Annotated in this window: 20 protein-coding genes; 5 read left to right on the top strand and 15 right to left on the bottom strand. The window is 44.7% G+C overall.

Translation table 11 applies throughout. The features are described 5' to 3' along the window. Positions 1 to 18: 18 nt before the first annotated feature. Both cdaA and lysA read right to left on the bottom strand, forming a co-directional pair. Positions 19 to 912 carry a diadenylate cyclase CdaA gene (gene cdaA / locus QUA78_RS00760; RefSeq protein ID WP_333191352.1) on the bottom strand — a complete coding sequence of 298 codons (894 nt, stop codon included), beginning with the start codon at positions 910 to 912 and terminating at the stop codon, positions 19 to 21. A gap of 230 nt (positions 913 to 1142) precedes the next feature. Next, the gene (gene lysA / locus QUA78_RS00755; RefSeq protein ID WP_333398499.1) at positions 1143 to 2561 is read right to left on the bottom strand and encodes a diaminopimelate decarboxylase; all 1419 of its coding nucleotides are present in this window, start codon (positions 2559 to 2561) and stop codon (positions 1143 to 1145) included. Positions 2562 to 2719: 158 nt separating this feature from the next. Between lysA and rimI the strand changes: the two genes are divergently transcribed. The 3 genes from rimI (at position 2720) to QUA78_RS00740 (ending at position 6064) form a co-directional block, all read left to right on the top strand. Then, entirely contained in the window at positions 2720 to 3418 is a 699-nt protein-coding gene (rimI, locus tag QUA78_RS00750; protein ID WP_333303942.1) for a ribosomal protein S18-alanine N-acetyltransferase, read from the top strand. Between the two features lie 470 nt (positions 3419 to 3888). After that, the gene (locus tag QUA78_RS00745) at positions 3889 to 4371 is read left to right on the top strand and encodes a hypothetical protein (RefSeq protein WP_333303944.1); all 483 of its coding nucleotides are present in this window, start codon (positions 3889 to 3891) and stop codon (positions 4369 to 4371) included. 88 nt (positions 4372 to 4459) lie between these two features. Continuing rightward, a complete protein-coding gene (locus QUA78_RS00740) occupies positions 4460 to 6064 on the top strand; it encodes a hypothetical protein (protein WP_333303945.1) in 1605 nt (534 codons plus the stop codon). Between the two features lie 140 nt (positions 6065 to 6204). Here QUA78_RS00740 and QUA78_RS00735 read toward each other — a convergent pair whose 3' ends face one another. The 13 genes from QUA78_RS00735 to QUA78_RS00675 form a co-directional block, all read right to left on the bottom strand. Beyond that, a complete protein-coding gene (locus QUA78_RS00735; protein ID WP_333303946.1) occupies positions 6205 to 6798 on the bottom strand; it encodes a cyclic nucleotide-binding domain-containing protein in 594 nt (197 codons plus the stop codon). A 173-nt stretch (positions 6799 to 6971) separates the two neighbouring features. Next, positions 6972 to 8213 carry a 5'-nucleotidase C-terminal domain-containing protein gene (locus QUA78_RS00730; protein ID WP_333303947.1) on the bottom strand — a complete coding sequence of 414 codons (1242 nt, stop codon included), beginning with the start codon at positions 8211 to 8213 and terminating at the stop codon, positions 6972 to 6974. Positions 8214 to 8237: 24 nt separating this feature from the next. Then, on the bottom strand, positions 8238 to 8453 hold the full coding sequence (locus tag QUA78_RS00725) for a hypothetical protein (protein WP_333303948.1): 216 nt from the start codon (positions 8451 to 8453) through the stop codon (positions 8238 to 8240). Between the two features lie 88 nt (positions 8454 to 8541). Beyond that, positions 8542 to 9537, bottom strand: coding sequence for a nucleoside hydrolase (locus QUA78_RS00720; protein WP_333303950.1), 996 nt, complete (start codon positions 9535 to 9537; stop codon positions 8542 to 8544). A 72-nt stretch (positions 9538 to 9609) separates the two neighbouring features. Further along, positions 9610 to 10593, bottom strand: coding sequence for a nucleoside hydrolase (locus tag QUA78_RS00715; RefSeq protein ID WP_333303951.1), 984 nt, complete (start codon positions 10591 to 10593; stop codon positions 9610 to 9612). An 80-nt stretch (positions 10594 to 10673) separates the two neighbouring features. Then, positions 10674 to 12155: a bifunctional UDP-sugar hydrolase/5'-nucleotidase gene (locus tag QUA78_RS00710; RefSeq protein WP_333303952.1), complete on the bottom strand. Its 1482-nt coding sequence runs from the start codon at positions 12153 to 12155 to the stop codon at positions 10674 to 10676. 40 nt (positions 12156 to 12195) lie between these two features. Next, on the bottom strand, positions 12196 to 13830 hold the full coding sequence (locus QUA78_RS00705) for an urea transporter (RefSeq protein WP_333303954.1): 1635 nt from the start codon (positions 13828 to 13830) through the stop codon (positions 12196 to 12198). 135 nt (positions 13831 to 13965) lie between these two features. Then, positions 13966 to 14451, bottom strand: a complete 486-nt coding sequence (locus QUA78_RS00700) for a HAMP domain-containing protein (protein ID WP_333303956.1) — start codon at positions 14449 to 14451, stop codon at positions 13966 to 13968. A gap of 13 nt (positions 14452 to 14464) precedes the next feature. Further along, the gene (locus tag QUA78_RS00695) at positions 14465 to 14803 is read right to left on the bottom strand and encodes a hypothetical protein (protein WP_333303957.1); all 339 of its coding nucleotides are present in this window, start codon (positions 14801 to 14803) and stop codon (positions 14465 to 14467) included. A 516-nt stretch (positions 14804 to 15319) separates the two neighbouring features. Further along, the gene (locus QUA78_RS00690) at positions 15320 to 16378 is read right to left on the bottom strand and encodes a hypothetical protein (RefSeq protein WP_333303958.1); all 1059 of its coding nucleotides are present in this window, start codon (positions 16376 to 16378) and stop codon (positions 15320 to 15322) included. Positions 16379 to 16960: 582 nt separating this feature from the next. Further along, positions 16961 to 17761, bottom strand: coding sequence for a hypothetical protein (locus QUA78_RS00685; protein WP_333303959.1), 801 nt, complete (start codon positions 17759 to 17761; stop codon positions 16961 to 16963). A 477-nt stretch (positions 17762 to 18238) separates the two neighbouring features. Continuing rightward, complete coding sequence (locus tag QUA78_RS00680) at positions 18239 to 20158, bottom strand: globin domain-containing protein (protein ID WP_333303960.1); 1920 nt, start codon at positions 20156 to 20158, stop codon at positions 18239 to 18241. A 133-nt stretch (positions 20159 to 20291) separates the two neighbouring features. Next, complete coding sequence (locus tag QUA78_RS00675; protein WP_333203659.1) at positions 20292 to 20609, bottom strand: hypothetical protein; 318 nt, start codon at positions 20607 to 20609, stop codon at positions 20292 to 20294. Positions 20610 to 20799: 190 nt separating this feature from the next. On the opposite strand from QUA78_RS00675, the gene QUA78_RS00670 reads away from it, so the two are divergent. Both QUA78_RS00670 and QUA78_RS00665 read left to right on the top strand, forming a co-directional pair. Beyond that, positions 20800 to 21024 carry a hypothetical protein gene (locus QUA78_RS00670; protein ID WP_333303962.1) on the top strand — a complete coding sequence of 75 codons (225 nt, stop codon included), beginning with the start codon at positions 20800 to 20802 and terminating at the stop codon, positions 21022 to 21024. Positions 21025 to 21124: 100 nt separating this feature from the next. Continuing rightward, on the top strand, positions 21125 to 21313 hold the full coding sequence (locus QUA78_RS00665) for a hypothetical protein (RefSeq protein ID WP_333303963.1): 189 nt from the start codon (positions 21125 to 21127) through the stop codon (positions 21311 to 21313). Positions 21314 to 21505: the final 192 nt, after the last annotated feature.

Here is a 21505-nt window from a genome sequence, read left to right as displayed (position 1 = left end):
TTTCTCCCGATTACCCGACTAACGGCGCAGTATCCGTTTTAATAGCGTCACTCCCTTCAATCCTATCTGGCGTCCGAGATTGCCGATCGGAATTGGAGCCACAGCTCTTTCTCCCTCCGACGGAAACAGCTTTGCTTCCAGCAATTCCTTAAGTTTGCTGCTAGTCAAAGGTCGATTTAACATTCCCATCTGGGCTAAAGAAATAGAACCCGTTTCTTCGGACACCACCACGCACACGCAAGCTTGCACCCGTTCCGTAATCCCCATCGCCGCCCGGTGGCGGGTTCCCAACTGCCGCGACGCGCTGCGATCGGACAAAGGCAAAATTACCCCCGCCGACACGATCCGCGAACCTCGAATCAAAACAGCTCCGTCGTGCAGCAGAGTTTGCGGCTGAAAGATAGTCTGCAACAATTCTTTAGAAACTTCAGCATTTAGCTTTAATCCCGGCACAGAAAAATCTCGATCGTCGATCGGAGAATCTGTTTCTATAATTAGTAAAGCGCCCGTGCGGTTTTGCGACAGTTCTTTTACTGCGTCCACAATTTCATCTATTACGCTGTCCGGTTCCGGATTTGGTCGGCGATCGCGTCCAAACAATTGCCGAAATTCCCCCCGACCCAATTGTTCCAGAAATCGGCGAAACTCCGACTGCAATATTACCGCCATTGCCACAGCCGAACCAGTCACCAAGCTATTGAGCGCAACGTGCAACAGCCTTAATCCAGCCCAGTTGCTCACCGCCGCCGCCAGCATCAAAATGATAAATCCCCTTACCATCCACAGCGTTCTGCGCTCGCCAACAATGACGAGCACCAAATACGCAAGGGCAAAAACCAGTCCAATATCGATCCCTTGAATCAATAAGGACTGAACCAGGGCCAAGTCAAAGCCAGATTGTTGATTGTTCATGGTTCATCGAACGCTACCGCCTGTGAACCGCGAACCGTGATGCACTCGAACCCATGAACCATGAACAGTTGTTATAAGGAATATGCTGAAAATCCCCGTGTTTTTAGACCGGGGAGTGTCAATCCAATCGCGTGACTGAACAAGGCAAAAGTTAAAAGTGAAAAGGCAATCATCACTAAATAAACATGGATTGTCTTTCTTTTAACTTTTAACTTTTAACTTCTAAGTTTTTACTTTGGAGATCCGAGTCGTTCAGGAAGGCGGTCAAGCCTCAGCAAATCCTGGTAAGTTTCCCGCTGTATAATCGTGTTAACTTCCCCATTTCTCACTAAAACCGCTGCCGGTCGGGGTACTCGGTTGTAGTTAGAAGCCATGCTGTAATTGTATGCCCCTGTAGCCGTAACCGCGAGGACATCTCCGGCATGACACTCTGGCAATTTGGCATCTTTAATCAGAACATCGCCTGACTCGCAGTGTTTCCCAGCGATTGTCACTGTTTCGGTTAAGGGAGCAGACATTTTACCGGCTGCGAGGACTCGATAAACTGATTGATAGGTAATAGGACGCGGATTGTCGGACATCCCTCCATCCACAGCTAAATAAGTCCGCATTCCGGGAATGACTTTTTGAGAGCCAACGGTATAAGCAGTGATGCAGGCTGTACCCACGAGCGATCGACCCGGTTCGCAAAGCAATTTTGGTAATGGCAATTGCTGCCGCTCGCAAGCTGCTACCACTGCGGAGCAAATTGTACGAGCCCAATCTTCAATGCTGGGAGGATCGTCCGCTTCAGTATAGCGAATGCCCAACCCGCCGCCAATATTAATTTCTGTCGCAGGCAAACCATAACTCAGTGCTTTTGTCAATGCCTCAACTATGACATCGGCTAAATCGTCATGGGGTTGCAGTTCAAAAATCTGAGAGCCGATGTGAGCGTGCACTCCCACGCAAAATAAGGACGGCTGTTGGCTGATGAAAGTAAATACTCGATCGAGCGAGTTGGGATCGAAGCCAAATTTACTGTCGATTTGACCCGTCTGAATGTACTCGTGGGTGTGACACTCAATTCCAGGAGTAAACCGCACCATAATTCGTGTCGGCCCACCTGTGAGGCTGCTGACACCCAATTGTCCCAAATCTGCTAGAGTCTCTAAATCCCGCCAATTGTCGGCTACGGTAATGCAGCCGCTTTCGACAGCTAGCTGCAGTTCCTCGCGGGACTTGTTGTTACCGTGGAAGTAGATTTTGTCGGGACTGACGCCGGCTTGCAGTGCAGTGTAGATTTCCCCGGCGGATACGACATCTATGCCTAAACCTTCCGAAGCTGCGATCGCGCAAACTGCCAAACAACTCCAAGCTTTAGAAGCATAGAGCACTTGAGATTCGCCCGGATAGTAACGCCTAAAAGCATCCCGGTACTGGGTACAAGCCGCCCGCAGCGTTTCTTCGTCTAAAATGTACAACGGCGAGCCAAATTGCTCCACCAAAGCTGTCACCTCGCAGCCTCCGATTTCCAACCGATCGCTGCTGTTAACACTGGCTGTCAGCGGTAACAGTTCTTGATTGGGCGATCGATTTTGCAGGGCTTGTTGAGACTCAGACAGATACTTAAGTCCCGATTCCACCCCGAAAGATTGAGTTGATACCATCGCGCAATAACTATCCTAGGTTATTAGTCAGCAGTCATTAATCAGCAGTCAGCAGTCGGCAGTCATTAATCAGCAGTCATTGGTCGTTGGCAGTAGACTAATGTCTGGAGACTTGTGAGTCATGACTCACAACTAGCAACAAACAGCTAATCGCTACCGTGTTTTCCAGTGTACAATTTACAGCCGTGCGTTTTCTACAAATTAAACATCTCGCCGCAGAACACCTCAACAGTGCAGTCGAACTCGATCGGCTCTGTTTTGGCGGACTGTGGACGATCGAAGGCTATGGGCGCGAGTTAGGCAGTCCTAACAGCGATTTACTGGGCTTGTGGGCTTTGGAAACCGAGGTCGGCGCATCAGAAAGGTTCGACAGCGAACTCGAGTCGATCGAGTCCAACAGCATTCTCTACTCAAAAACGCTCAGTGTTGAGAGTTCCTCGCCAGCAACTCCCAACTCAAAACTTACCCCAACCCTGATCGGTTTGGGTTGCCTGTGGGCAATTTTAGAAGAAGCTCATATTACAATTTTGGCAATTCATCCTCGCTTTCAAGGTCAGGGTTTAGGACAAGCTCTGCTTTGGGCTTTACTAAAAAACGCTCACTACAGACAATTAGAACGGGCAACCTTAGAAGTGCGGGGATCTAATTTAGCCGCTGTTTCTCTTTACCAAAAATTTGGTTTTAAAGAGGCAGGACGGCGGAAACGGTACTACGAAGACACCGGAGAAGATGCTCTGGTAATGTGGCGCAGCGGCCTAGAGAAACCAGAATTTCAGCAATATTTGGCGGTTGAGAAAGTGCAAATTTGCGATCGGCTGCATCAGAAAAACTGGCATTTGGCGAGCGAGAGTTTTTAGTTTTGAATGTAATTGGTTAAGAATTTAATAAGACTTACGCATGAGGGTTCAGAAACTGGGTTTTTGAAAAAAAATACTTCGTTATATCAATTCCTGTTACATCGGAATGATAGTAAGGTCGGACACGGCAGTGTCGTTTCCCCTACCCCAAAATAATCGTAGCACGGGCGAGGCTCCCAGCCATCATGCTCGCGAGGAGGACACGGCAGTGCCGTTTCCCTACCCCAATTAATTGTAGGGAAACGGCATTGCCGTGTCCTAATTGTGGGTAATATTAATTCTGATGCTACCGAATTTGATATTACAGCCCGCAGATAAGCGTAAAAAACCCGATTTCTTTGGTCGGAGTGCGATCGCGAACTGTTTAATAAAAAAACAGAATACCCAAATTCCCAATTTCTTAAAGAAGTCGGGGATTTAGTAGAATTACTAAGACTTTTTTAATATCAATATTAGGAGGCTCGATCGTTATGGCGACAATAACAGGCACAATCAAAGTCAACATCGTCAACGTCACAGATCCCGAATTCGCGGGTATCTACACGGGTGACTTTTCCTACGACGATACACATCTCACCAAAGTCGGCACGGAATCGATGACTGTCAATGGTGGAAATGGAGATAGACCCGGACTGCTATCACTGAACTTGAGATTTTTGGACTTTGCTACAGGCTTAACTCCTGTCACCTATACGGCCAGTGATGATTTCAACTTCCCAGATAATCCTGTTTTAGCTTTTGAGAACGGACTTCCAATTCAATTTGGCTTTCAAGTGGCTCCGGGAAATGGTGGCGGAGTTTGGGGCGGAAATAACGGATTTATGTTTGTAGATCCTGGTATATTTAAGTTCGTCTTGCGAAATGGAACTATTGGAGGTGAGGGGCTAGTGACCTTAGAAATTAACGAATCTCCTCCTACTCCCGTACCGGAGAACGCCTCCCCATTGGCCTGATTGTTGGCCTTTTTGGGCTTGGGTGCAGCTCACTTGTGGAGAACAACAATTCATCATCTTTAACAGCCTAACTTGAGAGGAATAGACAATGGCAGTAATAAATACTCCGTTTTTGGTAACAGGTGGCGAAACTAACAGACCACCTAGCAATGCTTTTAGTCCAAGTCAGCGTCAAATAAATATCCGTGCGCCCTTCTCGGTTCCCTCTGCGGATCAATGGACCAATCAAAAAGTATGGTTGCTGATTCCTGGTTTCACAGCACCCAGCAATTCTTTTGATGCAACTCTGGCGACAGCCATCTATGATGCTAACCCAAACGATACAGTTTTAGCCCTTGACTGGACGCAAGTGAGCGGCACCCCAACAAATAATGTAGCAGCAGGGATCGCTATAGGAGACCTTTACAGGTCTGGTTCGTGGATTACTCCAGTGGCAACAGCAGTCCGAAACAAACTTGTGGAGTGGGGAATGCCAGCCACAGCACTCAATATTGTTGGTCATAGTCTTGGTGCTCACCTTGCCAGCGAACTTGCCGCCAGTTTCAATACTACCTATGGGAGTCAAGTTGGTTCGGTTACAGCCCTTGACCCAGCATCAAATGGTTCGAGAATTGTCAGTCCCTACGATATTATTAATGGCTTCGATACAGACCTATCAAATGGATACCGAAGGAATGGAGGAATTGCAGACCCAATCGAACGCTTAGACTTTGGTGCTACGACTTCAAGAAGAAGTTTTAATGGCATCAGTAGTGTAGCAGGAAATGAAGCTCAAGCTGGAACTGCCAGGGAATCTTTCCTGTTTGACTTCGGCACTAATCCGCTTAATCCCGTAGACCAAGCTGCTCAACACAACCGTGTCGTGACCGCGTACACAAATTTGGTTAAAACTGATGCAGCCGACAATTCTCGTTTAGCCACAAATATTCTGGGTCTGACTGACACGCAGCCCGATCATCAATTTCGACCAAACTTCTATAGAGGGGATTTACTTAACTCTCTTCAAGTGCATGAAGGAGTGATTCCCGTTGATGCTCAAGATAATCCTTTGTTTCTGGTTGCTGCTAAGCTTAATGGCGGAACCAACGATCGCTTCATCTATGGGACTAACAGCAACGACGTATTAACAGGAACTGGGATTTTTGGGAAATATTACAACAACAACGGCAACCATACTTATTATTTTGGGGATGGGGACGATATTGTCTCTGCAGGCACAGGGAATGACACCATTAATGGCGGGGCTGGAGATGACAACATTAATGCCGGAAATGGCAACAATACCATTCGCGGTGACGAGGGTAATGATGTTCTCACTGGTGGAAACGGCATTAATACCTTGTTTGGTGGTTTGGGAAACGACATTCTTGGAGGTGGTGCGGGTCAGAACATATTAAGAGGTTCAGAAAGCAACGGGCAGTCTGGTGTTGAGGTAGATACTTTAATTGGCAACAGCGGTAACTCGGTTAACACATTTTATATTGGTGATAACACCACAAATTGGTACTCAGTCGGTGGTGGAAATGATTACGCCAAAATTGTTAACTTTGCAGAAACTGACGTGATTGTAGGTGGCGTCAATATTGAGGCGCAAAACGGCATAACTGAAACCTTTCTCTGGTCGGGAAGTGAATTGATTGCAAAGATTGAGGGTCTCTGGGCTTCGGAACTACTGTTCCCTGTAAGGATTTAGAGTTGATATCTTCCCGGTCTGGCAGAGGCGGCTGTGATTCGTTATACTTTGCACGGTCATAGACCGTGCTTTTTCACCAGTCCCAAGAATTGTAAAATTGCCACAAGCCGAGAAGAAAAGTAGTCCCCATCCCTAGCGGCCTAATCTGCCTGCCCGGCCATACTTACGGCTTTGCTTCGCGCTTCTATAATTTGACCTATCTCGCGTCCCAAGCTGGGTTGACGTTCAATCATCGTATTTACAGCATCTGAGTAAATAACAAGAACTTGCAAATCGTCAACGGCGACGATCGATACCGGACTCGGTTCCCCACTAAACAGTGCCATCTCGCCAAAAAACTCACCGCGCAAGATAGTCATTACCTCCAACTCCATGCCCAACTTGTTCGTGACTGTGACCTTAGCCTGACCAGCAATGATAATGTACAAAGCATTACCAGGCTCGCCCTGCCGGATGACTTTCTCACCCGCACCAAACTTCTGTAAAATAGTTCCCTTAGTTAAGTCATCTAAATTTTTCGGCTCTCTAGCTAAAGGCATAAATCCGGGAATTGAGTGCAGGCTTTGGGCTAACTTACTTGAAGCGCTATCTGCCTTGTCCCCAGGTTCTACAGCATATTCATATCGGTAGCGATATAGCGTCAGGTTGTTTCGCTGCGCTGCGTACCAGACTCGTGTCATAAATCGATCGAGTATCTGCTCCACATCCTCAAAGTTTTCGATAAAAAACTCCACCTCATAGATAATTGCAGTCTCATCATAGGATGTGGTTTTGATTTCTGGTTCTGGTTCGGCTAATATTCCTTGTGCTGATTTGTATTAAAGATTCCTAATCTAGTTTCTTATTGGGCAGGCAAGATGCCTGCCCAATAATAACAATCAGTGAGAAACAGCTCTGAACAATCTACTTACTTGTAGATCGATCGGCCTTCGATCTGGCTGTTCAGATTTTGATGATGGCTAAAGTATTCTTCAAGGATATTCTGGCAGGATGTTGCAACTACCTTTGCGTTGTCTAATTGTGTCAATTCTTCACTTGTTATGCCTAGACTATGCACTGAATTTTTGTAATGATATTCCTCTACACAGATAGTGTAGTGAGCATCCGCTTGTACGGGCTGTCCATTAATGCTCAAAGATTCAAGCTGATTTTGAGAATCACTGTAAACTGCCTCAATACCTTTGCTGACCTGAAAACAACAACTTTCACCGGGTATTCTGTTTTCCTGTCTCATAATATGTGCGAAAATCTGGGTGAGCTGTACGCCTGTCACTTTAAGTTTATAAAGTACATCGTCGTAAGGAAAAACTTCTTTAAGATCGCTCAGTGTAACTAGCGGGCCTAATTTTGTTTTACGGATTGAACCGCTTCCGATCAGAGCTACATCCAACAACGTATCGAGTTGGGCAACAATATCAACGATTAAGTTACCCAATTCCGTTTCTTCTTCACGATTAGGATGGGTCAGTTTATGGGCTAATCGTCCAATTAGTCGATTATATTTGCGATCGACCTGTTCTTGGAAAGTCGCAATCAGCTTTTCGATTTCTGGATATGCCTCGGCCAGATTATTATCTACAGGCAGGAGTTGCCACTTCCATTCAACAATGCTGTTAGTATCGTCATCTACTACAATATCGAAACGTCCTATTTGGTCTGTGCCAATTCCAGCTTGTGCGCTCAGAATATTGTTAACTTCGGCAGGTTGTTCTAAAAATGTATGGGAGTGCCCGCCAATGATCATATCGACACCCCATTCTGGGTTGAGCAACGCCGCTAGTTTTTTATCCTCTTCAAAACCGATGTGTGTCATGAGGACTGTTAGGTCAATGTCCTCGTTTTTGTAGGCGTTGCAAATTTTACCAACTTCTAAAGCAGCATCTTCAAGACTTACAAATGTGCCGATACTGGTATCCATTTTCAATAACTTGAGAACTTCTTCCGTGACAATCCCGATGAACATAATATCAAATCCATCTACATTGAGGATGATATATGGATTCATCAACCGTTTGTTGTATTTTTTGATATACAAATTGGCATTCACGATCGGAAAATTTGCCATCTTTTCCAAGAAGAGTAAGTGAGGCAACCCATAATCCAATTCGTGATTCCCCAGAGTCACTACATCTGGAGCGAGGTAATTCATAATCTCTATGGTTGAAAGACCTCTCTATTCCTTATAAATGAGAGAACCCTGAACCATGTCACCTGAAATCACAAACAGTACGTTTTTCTCTTCTTGGCGTACCTTATTGATATAGCCCGAAAGCAGCGATACTCCACCAATCAGATGACCCTCTTCACCCCCAGCCTCTGCCAGAAAGTCTCCGTGCATATCATTGGAATGCAAAATCGTGAACTTTTTAAACCGCTCTGTGGTCGTCATTATTTTTTACCTTTGTGAAACTAACACGTTTAATTTTGTCTATGCAGTTCAGATACCCGGCTTCTTAGAGAAGCTGGGTATCTCGCCTTCACGAAAGCTCGGCGGTTGTGAATAGCTGCTTCAAATCTTCAACGAAACTGGTGAAAAACTTGCTCTCATCAACCTGCAACGCTACCCAGGCATTTGCTCCTGTTTTCGGTGCAGGACGACTATCGATCGATGTCTGTCCCAGTGTCAACTCTCCCTTTGTTTCAACTCGGACTTTTGCCCTTTTTAACATCAAAGTTTCTGGATAAAACAGGTATCCCAAGGTTGCTGCATCATGGACAAGAAGACCTGGAATTCCTGCTGTTTCTCGATAACCCAAGGCTGTGCCAATCATGAACTCACAAAGAGCTATCAAGAATTGGGACAGTTTACTCTCTGGATTCGCCTGAGTGACCGCGTGAGTCATATCTCGTGTGAAAATTAAGTGGCGCGTTACGTCTAGCGGCATCACGACAATATCATCGCGGCTGTCAAATACTGTCTGAGCGGCTTCAGCATTAAACCAAATATTGAATTCAGCATGGGGAGTCACATTACCGGAACAGAAGAAAGCACCCCCCATGATGACAATTTCTTTCGCTTTTTTGAGGATGCCGGGACTTTTCGTTTCCGCCGCAGCGAGGTTTGTCACCGGACCGATCGCTACAATGGTAATCTCCCCTGGATCTGCGTTTAGCTCGTCGATGATGATTTCGTCGGAGTAGCGAGCATCCTCAAAATTATGGGTGGCTGGGGGTAAAGTATGAGACAGATTGCCCATCCCATCCGACCCATGAATATGTCCGGCATCTTCCACAACTTGTTTGATGGGGACACCGCGACCCACTTTAATCTCTGGGAACCCTGCTAAATTTAAAATCTGCGACGCATTAGAAAACGTGCGTTTAGCAGCGACATTGCCATCTGCGGAAGTAACGGCGACAAGTTCAGCTAGTCCTGATTTGACCAAGCTCAGAAGCCAAAGAAAGGCATAGATATCGTCTCCGCCCGGATCGGTGTCGAGAATGATTCTGGGATGAGTGAGTTGAGTTGTCATCAGGATTGGTTGCTCAAGCAAGGGATGATTGTAGAAAAGTCCGATCGGGCATTGTACAACCTGTGTCACTCATCAGACAAGTCGATCGAATAGCTGCATAAACCGTTCAGTATCCACATCTAAGCAAGCCTCTACATTGGGGGGATTCGTTTCCTCATCTCTGCGATCGCGTCGATCGGCTAGTGACATTCCCGTTGTAAATCTTCCTTCTGTTTCAACCATCATATGCAGCGATTCTGTAGTTACTAAACTAGAATCAATCGCCACCGCCATCGCCAATGGATCGTGTAAATAACACCCATAAAAGCCTTCGTTGTCACGGTAGAAAGCCATATAAATTCCCGTGCAATCGGCAATAAATTGGCTGACTTTTGAAGGACGACGCTGTAAATTATCTTCAACAACTTGGCGGGGTAAAGGCGCTTTCATCGCCACATCTAGACCAACCAAGGTAAGGGGAATTCCTGACTCCATCACGACTTGAGCGGCATCGGGATCGACAAAAAAGTTAAATTCAGCCGCTGCTGAAATATTTCCCGGTACTGTAACCGCCCCACCCATGATGATAATCCGCCCGATTTTTTTCATGGTTGCAGAATCTTTCTGAATCGCTGTGGCTAGATTGGTAAGTGGTCCTAAAGCAATAACGGTCAGATTATCGTAATCTTGAGCTGCTTTTAGCAACAGATTAATAGCATTTTCTGTAGATGGCTTAGTAGTAAGTTTGGGATAGCGAGGTGTACCATCCGCTTCCTTAAATTGATCCAACTCACCCAAACCATCTGCCCCATGAATTCCTGCTGCATTGAAGGGAGGTTTCAGCAGTGGTTTTTCACAGCCTTTAGCCACAATGGGCGAAGTATCTGGCTCAACAATACTGATAACGCGCAACACATTATTAGCAGCCTGATCGACGTTAATATTACCAGCGACAACGGTGATGGCTTTCAGGTCTAATTCGGGTGAATTCAATGCCATAATCAAAGCCAAGGCATCATCAACACCACCGTCTGTATCTACTATTACTGGAACCGACTGATTTGAAAGTGCGATCATGCTATTACTGCTCCATTAAACTTATTAGAAGTAAATTATGACCGTACAGGTAGAACCCGTAAAGCAAGAAATTAAAACCTTTACTTGTAGACAAATCTTCCTTCGATCTGGCTATTAAGATTTTGATGATGACTAAAGTATTCTTCAATGACATCCTGGCAAGATGTTGTGACTACCTTGGGGTCAGCTAATTTTGTTAATTCTTCATGGGCTACGCCTAGAGTATGTTCTGAATTTTGGAAACGATAGCCATCCATACAGATGGTGTAGTGTTGATCGTCTTGTACAGGTTGTCCATTAATACTTAAAGATTCCAGCTTTTCTTCAGCGTCTCTATAAACTGCCCGAACACCTTTACTGACCTGAAGATACTCGCTTTCACCGGGTATTCTGTTTTCCAATCTCATAATATGCGCGAATATTTTTGTGAGCTGTATGCCTGTTACCCTATATTTAGACATAGGATCTTCGTAAGGGAAGATTTGTTTAAGATCGCTCAATGTTACTAGGGGTCCTAATTCTGTTCCCCGGATTGAACCACTGGCGACAAAAACTACATCTAAGCTATCTAATTGGGCAAAAATATCAGCGAATAAGTTACCCAATTCCGTTTCTTCTTCACGCCTAGGATGGGTCAGTTTATGGGCTAAGCGTCCAATCAGTCGATTGTATTTACGATCTACATCTTCTTTGAAGGTAGCAATCAGCTTTTCAATCTCAGTATCTGGCTGGGCCAAATTATTATCCACAGGTAAGAGTTGCCACTTCCATTCAACGATGCTGTTAGTATCGTCATCCACTACAATATCAAAGCGTCCAATTTGGTCTGTGCCAACTCCGGCTTGGGCAATTAGAATGTTGTTAACTTCGGCAGGTTGCTCTAAAAATGTATGGGAGTGGCCCCCGATGATCAGATCCACACCCCATTCTGGGTCTAGCAATGCCGCTAGTTTTTTATCCTCTTCAAAACCGATGTGTGTCATGAGGACTGTTAGGTCAATGTCGTCATTTTTGTAGGCGTTGCAAATCTTACCAACTTCTGAGGCAGCATCTTCAAGACTTACGAATGTACCAATACTCCTGTCACGTTTTAATGTCTTAAGAGCTTCTTCAGTTATAATTCCAATGAACATAATATCGAATCCATCGACATTGAGGATGATATAAGGGTTCATCAAGCGTTTGTTGTACTTTTTGATATATAAGTTGGCATTCACAATCGGAAAATTTGCCATCTTTTCCAAGAAAAGTAGGTGAGGAAACCCATAATCTAATTCGTGGTTTCCCAGAGTCACTACGTCTGGAGCGAGGTAATTCATAATTTCTATGGTTGAAAGACCTTTATACTCCACATCAATCGTAGAGCCTTGAAGCATATCACCAGAAATAACGAACAGCACGTTTTTCTCTTCCTGGCGTACTTTATTTATATAGCCTGAAAGTAGCGCCATTCCACCAATCACATGACCTTCTGCGAGACCCGTAGCTTCTGCCAGAAAGTCTCCGTGCATATCATTGGAATGTAAGATTGTGAAACTTTTAAACCGTTCTGTGAGCGTCATAGTCTTTTACCTCTGAATATAATTGTTTATTAATTTTGGTTTAAGTCAGCAGCAGCACCTCAATAAACCGATTCCAAGTCAACGCCTGTCCTCCTGTTTGCTCTTGCAAAAATGTGATTTCATCCTGAGACAGAGGTGGCTCTTTCAAACTGGCTAGTGCCGTATTCATCTCCTGCATACTGATGGCATCATCTGCATCGACATCAATGGGTAGGAAATAGGTGACAAATTCTGTATATCTCGACATCAACCGTTGATGGCGCAACATCAATTCGCCAAATTCCTCAAAGTCGATCGCGCCACTGCCATCTCTATCCATGCAGTTGAACAGATAGGTGAGTTCACCCTCAGAGAGGACTTTTCCTGCCTGATGCAAGTGAGTTGCAAGCTCCTGGGTTGAGAGGAACCCACTGCGATCGCCATCGATTGCATCGAAAATGTAGCGTAAATCGCCTTTAATCGCAGGAGTTGCCTGCTCAAACAAGATGTTGCGTTGCTGCCCCTGAAGCGCGGCTCTGAGTTGTTGCCGGAAGCTAGCAATAGTTTCCTTGGCTGCGAGGAACCGCTGTCGATGTTCCTCCGGACTCGCCACTGTATGCAGCACCACGGGTACGAGGGAAGGCAGCGATCGCTGCAAGATCAGAAAACACCCAATCGTTACAATTGCAAACGGCACGGACAGAACCGGTAGCTTGAGCAGCGAGAAAAGGGGTGCTAGGAGAATGCTGGCGATCGATGCCAAGAAAGCACAGAGGAGACCAATCGAAATGCTGAGACGGTTTGGCGTGTAAAACACTCCACCAATTGCTGTCGCGGTGAGAGCTGCATTGTAGCCCCACAACCCCGTATAAAGTTGATCTGGCTTAGCTCCCAGCAGCAAACCGGCTAGCAGGTACATGGCGCAACCGAGCAATCCCACCACTGCACCTATCGGGGTACAGATGGCAATGCCTAGGACGACTAGCACAACTGAAATAAGCTTGTCTGAGAAAAAGATCTGCCCCAGACCCATCGGCAATGATTGTACCAAGCGCAATCCGTCAATCGCACCAGCGGGAAAAGGGGGCGGCGGCGGCCCCAGATCGAAGAAGGGTTGGGGTACAAATGCCAGCAGGAGTAGAAATGTCAGCATCACCCCATTAAAGGGGATGCCCAGGGGAGCCACTCTGAACCGGGTGGCAAACCACGTCCCTACCGTTTCCATCACCACCGCTGTCAGAGCAGAGAGGATAATGACGGCGATCGCCCAGACAGGATTCCAGGCTCCATTGCCAAACGCCCCAAAGAACGCCATCGCAGCACCAACGAGCATTCCATTCAACCCGAAGATCCCATTCTGGATGGCGCCTGGATTGGCTTTGAGGACGATCGCCGTTAGCGTTGCGGCGGCAGTCCCGACTAAGCTCATGCTCCCCAGCCAGGGAGACTGAATGAACATAGCAGCGAGGATTAGCAATCCACTTAAAGGGTTGTTGACGAAAATGACCTGACTAATTCCCCGCAAAGTGGCGTTGATGAAATCCAGCAGGGGTTGATTAGCGAGGCGCTGATTGAGGGCTTGCATTGTACCTAGCCCCGATAGGAGTCCCTTCGGCTTCTGAAAGGAGGGTTCCGGTGCTAAAATCCGCGAAATCAGTTCGTGTAAGGGTAATGGCTCGTCGTTTGTGGTGGCCATAGAATGAGCGTTGCTTATTGGTTTGTCGGTTTTGAGCAAATAAATTAAGGGGGTTTTCCGCCTAAATGCAGCGGTTTAAGGCGTAATCTTTGGATTTGCCAAATTCTACCCAAATTACAGATAACGCAATATAAACTAAACCATAGCACAGGCAGCGATCGCAGACTTACCGTATTTTTCTGTCATTTTATCAAAGCCTGTTACCAGTTCATTAAGCAAGCCAAAAACCTCTTGAGCGGACATTAATACAGTGAGTTTGGTGAATTGGTGGAGGTCGGAAAACAAGACCGAGACATTAGAAATCCGATCGGCAATTTCTCGATCGGCCTGTTTGAAGCCTTTGGCAATTGCGGGAGTAAATATACTTAAGACCAAGGCTTCATTTTCGCGATTGCTCTGTTCGATTAATTGAGTTTCGGTACGAATGCTACCTATCGTTTGATTAAATGACTTAGCTAAGTCTCCAAATTCATCTTGCGAACCAGATTTGACAACGGCATCAAATTCCCCAGACCCCACCAGGCGGGCGCTAGCAATTAACATCTTGATGGGTCTGACAAAGATTGCGGTCAGCCACATGGCCACAAGCGTGATTAGCGCGATGATTAAAGTAGCCCCCATCAAAACTTTTTTTTCAGATGTAGTGGTACTGCAAGTAACGGGCCGCTGCTGTTTTTGGCGTGTAGGATGCCAGAACGGGTGAACCCTCGTTAGTTCGCGTTAGTTTGGTTAGAAATTCTGTCCGGTAGTAGGTATCAATTTTTGCGTCAAAATCCGCTGGTACTGTCGATTTTTCAAGTTGGCGGTAGGCTGTCTTGAACTCCTGCATGGCACCGACGACTGTCAGGTCTTCGCTTAAGGTTTGACTATGGTAGTAAAGGCTTTGAAAATAATCTTGGATTTGATCGGTTTTGGCCGCCCGAAGGCTGGTTAATTGGTTGAAGACTTTTTCATTCAGAATAGATTTACACACTATAGGATATAAAGGTAGTTGAAAGCATAGCACAAAAGCTGGCTACCAGGGAGCATCTCATATTTGTAAAAACACTTGTTCTCTCTCCTTCCTTTTTTCTCTTTCCTTCTGCCTCCTGCCTCCTGCCTCCTGCCTCAAAACTGAGATTTCTAGCTTGCCTGCAAAAGTGCGATTCTCCCGACTACCAGCAACATGACTATGAGTTTTGTCTTGATACTTAATTGATTCAGTAATTGCATAGGATGTTTTTTGATACTCTTTGCCTTATTTTTTTCATGTCTAAGAATTAGACATGAAAAGCTAATCTCTGATTATTGGCGATCGCCTTGCAACGGCTCGCATTTCATTCAGCCAAAGCTTTTATACTGACAGATTCCTCACCTGTCAGTTATAAAAGCACATCAAACACCTCTTACCTTCTTCCTCGTTCTGCTAGGCTCGATGCTCCACTTGGGAAAACCCCAGATGCTCTCATAGGAGATGCTGCCTCTCAAATTAACGTTTGCCTTGCTCAGATCACGACAGCAACAGAAGCAACGCAACTCCTCCAACAAAAACTACTATTTGAATTGCTAAAAGCCTGCGATCTAGTCGAACAACCCGCGCATAGCTTTCTGGTGTCTCATCCTTAATCCAGTCAGCCGTTACGATCGCTTCCAAAATCGAAATAGTAATCAGTAGGTACGCCAGGGCATAGATCTTATCGAGCAAAACCAGATAGCCAATATTCGGCAGTGTTGAAGAGTAGGACTGCTGTAAGAATACAGTAGTTAGCAGTACAGTCACGGATAAGGCAATGCGGGAATCAACGTATTGTGGCTTGAGCAGCAATGCTCCCCAACTGGCAGCTACAACAATCACCAGAGGTAACAGCAGTTTCCAAACGAAGAAACTAACGGGTCGAGAGACAGTCAGTGAATATTGTAGAATCGAATACTGAGTTATATCTCCCAATCTTGGATCGCCAAAATTAGTCGTGTACTCATGAACTAGACTCGACACATCAGCCGCTTGAATTTCCCAGCCCGGAATTGATATCTTACTTGAATAACCCGACTGCTTGTTGTCTGCTACGTAAACCATTTGGTCAACAGTATAAACAGAATCTTCTAGCGAAATCGTTAGATTCTGCTGATCTAGCGGATACTTTGCCAAAGCAAACGGTTGGACAAAGCGACCTTCAACTCTCACAGCTTGAAAGAAGCGACCGTCTGGTAGTTTTTCGGGCTGTTTATATGAGGGGACTGAAGTCGTGTCTGAGTCGCTAACTCCATTGAAATACTCCAGGTTGGTAGTTGGGTCTAGGTTACCCTTCCACTTAAACCAAACATAGAAGTCCAGGGAGCAAGTATTGCTTGAGATATCAAGATCGTAGAGGTTCATTACAAAGATTCCTGTCTCAACCTGTTCTGCTTGAGCAGGAATATCAGACAGTGGCTTGAATGTATCAGACTTTGTTTGAGACTGAGCCGAAACTCTGACCCCACTACCCAACTGAAGCAAGAGAGCGAGCAGGGCAACTAAAAGTACAGAGAACAGCAGCTTGCGAGTAGTACTGCTTCTAGCGATGTGCATTTAACTAGGTAATTGCGTTTTGACGTTCAGGAAGGCGGTGGCTGTCCGGTCTTCTCTCAGGGTCTGGCTATGGTTGTTAAGTGTTTCAAAATAATCTTGGATTTGATAAGTCTTGGCAGCCAGGAGGCTGGTTAATTGATTGAAGACTTTTGCGGTCAGAATAAATTTACCCACTAGACCATATAAAGGTAGTTGCAAGCATAGCACAAAAGCTGACTACCAGCAACATGACGGTGAGTTTTGTCTTGATACTTAATTGCTTCAGTAATTGCATAGAATGTTTTTTGAGATTCTTTGCCTTATTTTTTTACTATCTAAAAAATTAAAGAATAATCTCTCACCATTGGTAGGAGCGCATTTCACTCAGCCAAAGCTTTATACTGACATATTCCTCATTCTATCAGTATAAAAGCACAACATAAAAATATTACCAAAAAAATGGCATCTTTTCCTGGTTTTTTGGGAAAAAAATGTTTTTTTTAATGAGGTAAAATTTAAAATTTCTGGAATTGGACGACAATTTATGCTGTGCTAAGCTTTTCTTAACTGGTGTAAGAATTACTTGAGTAATAACTCATTTGCTTAACCTATTTTAGGCTCCTCATCCTTCAATAGCTCCTCACGCAGTCGATGGTACGACTTCTCTATAGATGACAAATCAATATCCGCACTAGATTTTCCGTTGTACTCAAAAGGATTGTCAAGATCGTAGACGAGGAACAACAAATACATGAATGACGTAAACAGAAAACCTGAAACAATCAAATTGGTATTAAAATCGTCGGTACGCGTTATTAACAAAGCACTGATTGAGGCAATTATCAGAAGGTGCAGCAATCCATAGGCCGCTGCCAGAAAGTCGGTATCACGAATCCTTTGAATTCGATCGATCAGAAGACGAATCTTTCCCTGTTCACCTTGAAGGCGACTTATCGAAGGAATTTCGCAAAACTTTGAGAATTCACCCAGTAATTGATTGAGGTTGGTAACGGCATTCTCCACTCTGATGAATGGCTGACCCTGTTTCAAACAGAGTAGGACTGATTTGAGGATCTCAGCTAACCCTTCTGTAAGTAGGGTTGGATCGTAGTCGGGCTTACGGGCTGCAATGAACAAATTCGTATCTTGAATCGTTTCAACTGCATTCACAATCTGGCTTGGCATATCTTCACTGGTACGGTAATCATTCAGCGTCCCGTTCAGCATAAACGCCAAGATGAATGTTACCGCCGCTAACAGAGAACCTACCTGACTATCGAACTTACCAAATTCCCACTGCATCTGATGAGCAATCCATTTTGCCAAGCAAAATAGTGCTGTTAGGGGAAGAACTTTGAGTAAGATTGACCACTTTGACAGATCGGTAAATTTTCTGAGATTCATTGCGTTTATCCTTGATTAAAGATGTGTTTTTGGTAATGAACGAGTGCGATCGCTTACCTCTGCCAATTTTAGTATTAATGGAGAAGCCGATCGCGCTACCATTTAGATTGCATCCAGAGAGGGTCGTCCTACGCCAATAGGATGGACGAACTCAACGGCAATTGCAGAGTCACAGCTAGAGCCACCGTTGCTCATCGCTAGAAGTTTTCCGGCATTTTTGTACACCGCGATTTAGACGCTGCAACTATGGTTGCGACATAACGCTTCAGAAACTTTTTCGGTAATCATCCCTAGTGTAGAGGATATTAAGAGCGAGGTTGCTATCTATTTTTTGTCACGAGCAGCTTCAATGAAATGATTCTACGCCAACCCTCCCGTGCGATCGCATTTCAGTAAGCCAAAGCTTTTCTACTAAAGAGGTCGTCACCCTTTTAGTAGAAAAGCAGACAAAAAGGTCATCAAAAAACTGGCATCAATTTATTGATTTTTGACCCGATCTTCCCGAGACTTATACTTCGAGCCATCAGGCATAATAGCGCCTTCAAGCAAAGCACCACTCAGGTCAGAAATGCTAACTTTAGCACCTTTGAGATTGGCACCACTTAGGTAGGCACTATTCAAATTAGCACCACTCAAACTAGCATTCTTCAAATTGACGCCGCTCATATTTGCGTTGCTCAAGTCCGCACAAATTAAATTAGCGTCACTGAGGTTGGCACTACTGAGATTAACCTGACTCAAGCGAGCAAAACTCAGGTTGGCATCACTGAGATTAGCACCACTCAATTTAGCCTGACTGAGGTTAGCATTATTGAGGTTAGCGTGGCTCAGATTGGCATTACTGAGGTCGGCTTCACTCAATTTTGTTTCACTTAGATTGGCGCGAGAGAGATTAATAGCTACTAACTCTGCACCAATAGCATCTACACCTCTGAGAGAAACACCATCCTCATTCAAATCTTGGAGTGCCAGAATTCTTGCATAGCTAACTTTTACGCCGTGTGCTGCATCAACTGTACTCCAAGCTTGGTAATGAAATTGTTTCCGGCGATCGGGAGCTTCCTTAATGAATAAAATTAAAGCAACGACCATACTAAGAGCATCAGCACTCTGCAAAATCTCTCCAATCAAAGAATTGTCGTCTGCCGCCACATAAATTATGATGAACAGAACGGCTGAAACAATAGCCACTAACCAGGCAGGTTGTACCCAAAAATTATCAATGAATTTTCCTAAAATTCCTTTGAGAACTTCACCCGATCGCTTAACGAATGATTGACCCTGAAATTGCTGATAACTATCAGTTATTTTCGAGAGCATTTTTTGGATAATTTCACTATCCAACTGAATTGGTACTAAAGGCTTTTTCTGTTCCTCGGTTTGTGGTGCGATCGGCTTAGATTCATTCAGTAATTGTGTCTTTGATTCTTTTGGCTGATTGTGGGTGACATCTTTTTCATGTGGGACAACCTTTGGTGTAGAAACTGCACCTGCGCCTTTTAACATCAAACCTGTAATTGCTCTGTAGGCATCTGTCCACGCCAGCTTTACTTCGGGAGTCCAATCTTCTTGGAGAGACTGCTCAAAAGCCATCAGCAGTGCGTCTCCAACTGGACCATAATATTTGGGAATTACCCCATAGCCGATGTGTCTGCCTCCCAAGGAGTTGAGAACTGGCTCTAAAGCTTCTGGAGAGCGGAGATTTTCTACTACCAACACCAAAGCATTTATGAGCTTTTTCTGTTGTTTTTCTATAGCGATATTGGCAAACAGCGGTTTAAATTCTGGGTGAGCGATGAAGAGGTTTTCGTAGAAGCTAGCGGCAAATTCATCAGCACGAGGTTTGATTTTCTCGAAACTTCTTTCCAGTAATTCTACGGCTAATTGTGGCTCTTTTTCCGGAACTGATTCTAGTGGGTGATTAGCTGCTACAGTCACCTGTTTCTCGGGAATTATCTGTGCTTTTAATTGGACTTCTTCACGTGTAGTTTCTACACCTGCGCCTTTTAACATCAAAGCAGTAATTGCTCTGTAGGCATCTGTCCACGCCAGCTTTACTTCGGGAGTCCAATCTTGCTGGAGAGACTGCTCAAAAGCACTCAGTAGTGCTTCTCCAACTGGGGCGTAATATTTAGGAATTACTCCATAACCTATGTGTCTGCCTCCCAAGGCATTTAGAACAGGCTCCAAAGCTTCTGGAGATCGGATATTTTCTACTACTAAAACCAGAGCACTTATGAGCTTTTTCTGTTGCTTTGCCATATCAGTTTTGGCAAACAGCGGTTTCAACTCGGGGTGAACTGTAAACAATTTTTCGTAGAAGCTAGCGGCAAATTCATCAGCACGAGGTTTGATTTTCTCGAAACTTTGCTCTAAAAGTTCAACATTTAAAGACATATTTTTGTTTCTCTCTTGAAAGTTGACGATCCCTTGTCTAAAGACAGGGGTTTTTAACTATCCGGCTGTGATGAATGCTTTTGATAGAGTGTTTGGAACCTGAGAGTTTCTTGGCTGACGCCAGGGCGAGATATTACAAACTCAAATTTTCCAACTCTTGCCAGAGGGTAGTCATAAACTCCTCTGCATCGTTGATGCCCATTTCTCCTAAAGCTTTCCACTCTTCACTGGTGTAATCTAAATCGAGTCCCATCACATCTTGAGTCCAGTAGGGCAAATTAGATGGGTTTTCCATTAGGTCACAGGTTATTTTTAAGATGTCTGTTCCGGTCGTCTTTTTTCTCGCCTTTGTTGCCAAGCAAAAGGATAGCAATTTTGCCAAATTACTTTCTGGTGGAATGGCTATTAGAAAGGCCATATTTTGTGCTATTACAAACTTGTCTAACTTCATTGGATATTTTCCTCTTCCTAGTTTTAAGGTACTCTCGTAAGTAATTTTTTTCGTTCAATCACACCCACAGGACTTACGCTACATAAGTCAATTCTTATACTATCTATAGTAGTCTGGTGCTTCAGACGCCCACTACAAGTATAGTCTGTGCGTAAGTCCTAACAATTTATATTACCTCAAAATTAAATTTTTGTCTTCTAGACCTCGAATTTCCCTTGGCGGGAGAGATGCTAAGTATCTAGCATCTCTATTGAGAAAGCTGCGCGATTTGTCACAATTGAACGCTCCAGAAGTTATCAATAATCAGAGTAAAAGTTTGCGATGTCATGGTATAGTTTGGAAAAATACTACTGAACCTAATGGCTTTGGGATTCCCAATGAAGACGAGCTAGTAAATGTTCCGTACCAGTTTTAAAGATCTGCTAATGAATACGGCAGGGTGCATGGCTTTTTTAGTGAAAATGTTTTTTATATTGTCTGGCTAGACCCAGACCACAATCTTTACAGTTGAAATTATGATAAATTACCCACGGTCAGGACACGGCAGTGCCCTTTCCCTACAAGATAATTGGGTGATATTTACGTCTCTGGCGATCGCTTATTTTGAAGTAGGGCAACGGCATTGCCTTGTCCGACTTGCTTGCTATTACGCACTCCGACTTCTCGAAACCGGGTGGTTTACCGAGTCTGCGGGCTGCGACTAACTATTCTAGTAAAAAAAACTGGTTTCTGAACCCGATGCGTCCCGGACTAATTTTAAGAAAATTTTGCATATAGAGCTGAAATAAAATTAACGCTTAAAAAGCCTACTGCTAGTACAAGAATGATAAAGATGGCGATACTGAAAATAGACTTTAGCCGATCGCCAATTCCGGGTTTTTCTGAGTTCATTGGTC

Origin of the sequence: Microcoleus sp. K4-B3 (genome assembly GCF_036704615.1) — a bacterium.
Lineage (GTDB): Bacteria > Cyanobacteriota > Cyanobacteriia > Cyanobacteriales > Microcoleaceae > Microcoleus.
The sequence above is the reverse complement of the archived record's forward strand: the minus strand, read 5'-3'. Positions and strand labels throughout refer to the sequence as shown.

Bases quoted from the DNA above. Each gene is read 5' to 3' on its own strand.
- cdaA (WP_333191352.1), bottom strand. From the start codon at position 912: ATGAACAATCAACAATCTGGCTTTGACTTGGCCCTGGTTCAGTCCTTA.
- lysA (WP_333398499.1), bottom strand. From the start codon at position 2,561: ATGGTATCAACTCAATCTTTCGGGGTGGAATCGGGACTTAAGTATCTG.
- QUA78_RS00745 (WP_333303944.1), top strand. From the start codon at position 3,889: ATGGCGACAATAACAGGCACAATCAAAGTCAACATCGTCAACGTCACA.
- QUA78_RS00740 (WP_333303945.1), top strand. From the start codon at position 4,460: ATGGCAGTAATAAATACTCCGTTTTTGGTAACAGGTGGCGAAACTAAC.
- QUA78_RS00730 (WP_333303947.1), bottom strand. From the start codon at position 8,213: ATGAATTACCTCGCTCCAGATGTAGTGACTCTGGGGAATCACGAATTG.
- QUA78_RS00725 (WP_333303948.1), bottom strand. From the start codon at position 8,453: ATGACGACCACAGAGCGGTTTAAAAAGTTCACGATTTTGCATTCCAAT.
- QUA78_RS00720 (WP_333303950.1), bottom strand. From the start codon at position 9,537: ATGACAACTCAACTCACTCATCCCAGAATCATTCTCGACACCGATCCG.
- QUA78_RS00715 (WP_333303951.1), bottom strand. From the start codon at position 10,593: ATGATCGCACTTTCAAATCAGTCGGTTCCAGTAATAGTAGATACAGAC.
- QUA78_RS00710 (WP_333303952.1), bottom strand. From the start codon at position 12,155: ATGACGCTCACAGAACGGTTTAAAAGTTTCACAATCTTACATTCCAAT.
- QUA78_RS00705 (WP_333303954.1), bottom strand. From the start codon at position 13,830: ATGGCCACCACAAACGACGAGCCATTACCCTTACACGAACTGATTTCG.
- QUA78_RS00700 (WP_333303956.1), bottom strand. From the start codon at position 14,451: ATGGGGGCTACTTTAATCATCGCGCTAATCACGCTTGTGGCCATGTGG.
- QUA78_RS00690 (WP_333303958.1), bottom strand. From the start codon at position 16,378: ATGCACATCGCTAGAAGCAGTACTACTCGCAAGCTGCTGTTCTCTGTA.
- QUA78_RS00685 (WP_333303959.1), bottom strand. From the start codon at position 17,761: ATGAATCTCAGAAAATTTACCGATCTGTCAAAGTGGTCAATCTTACTC.
- QUA78_RS00680 (WP_333303960.1), bottom strand. From the start codon at position 20,158: ATGTCTTTAAATGTTGAACTTTTAGAGCAAAGTTTCGAGAAAATCAAA.
- QUA78_RS00675 (WP_333203659.1), bottom strand. From the start codon at position 20,609: ATGAAGTTAGACAAGTTTGTAATAGCACAAAATATGGCCTTTCTAATA.
- QUA78_RS00665 (WP_333303963.1), top strand. From the start codon at position 21,125: ATGATAAATTACCCACGGTCAGGACACGGCAGTGCCCTTTCCCTACAA.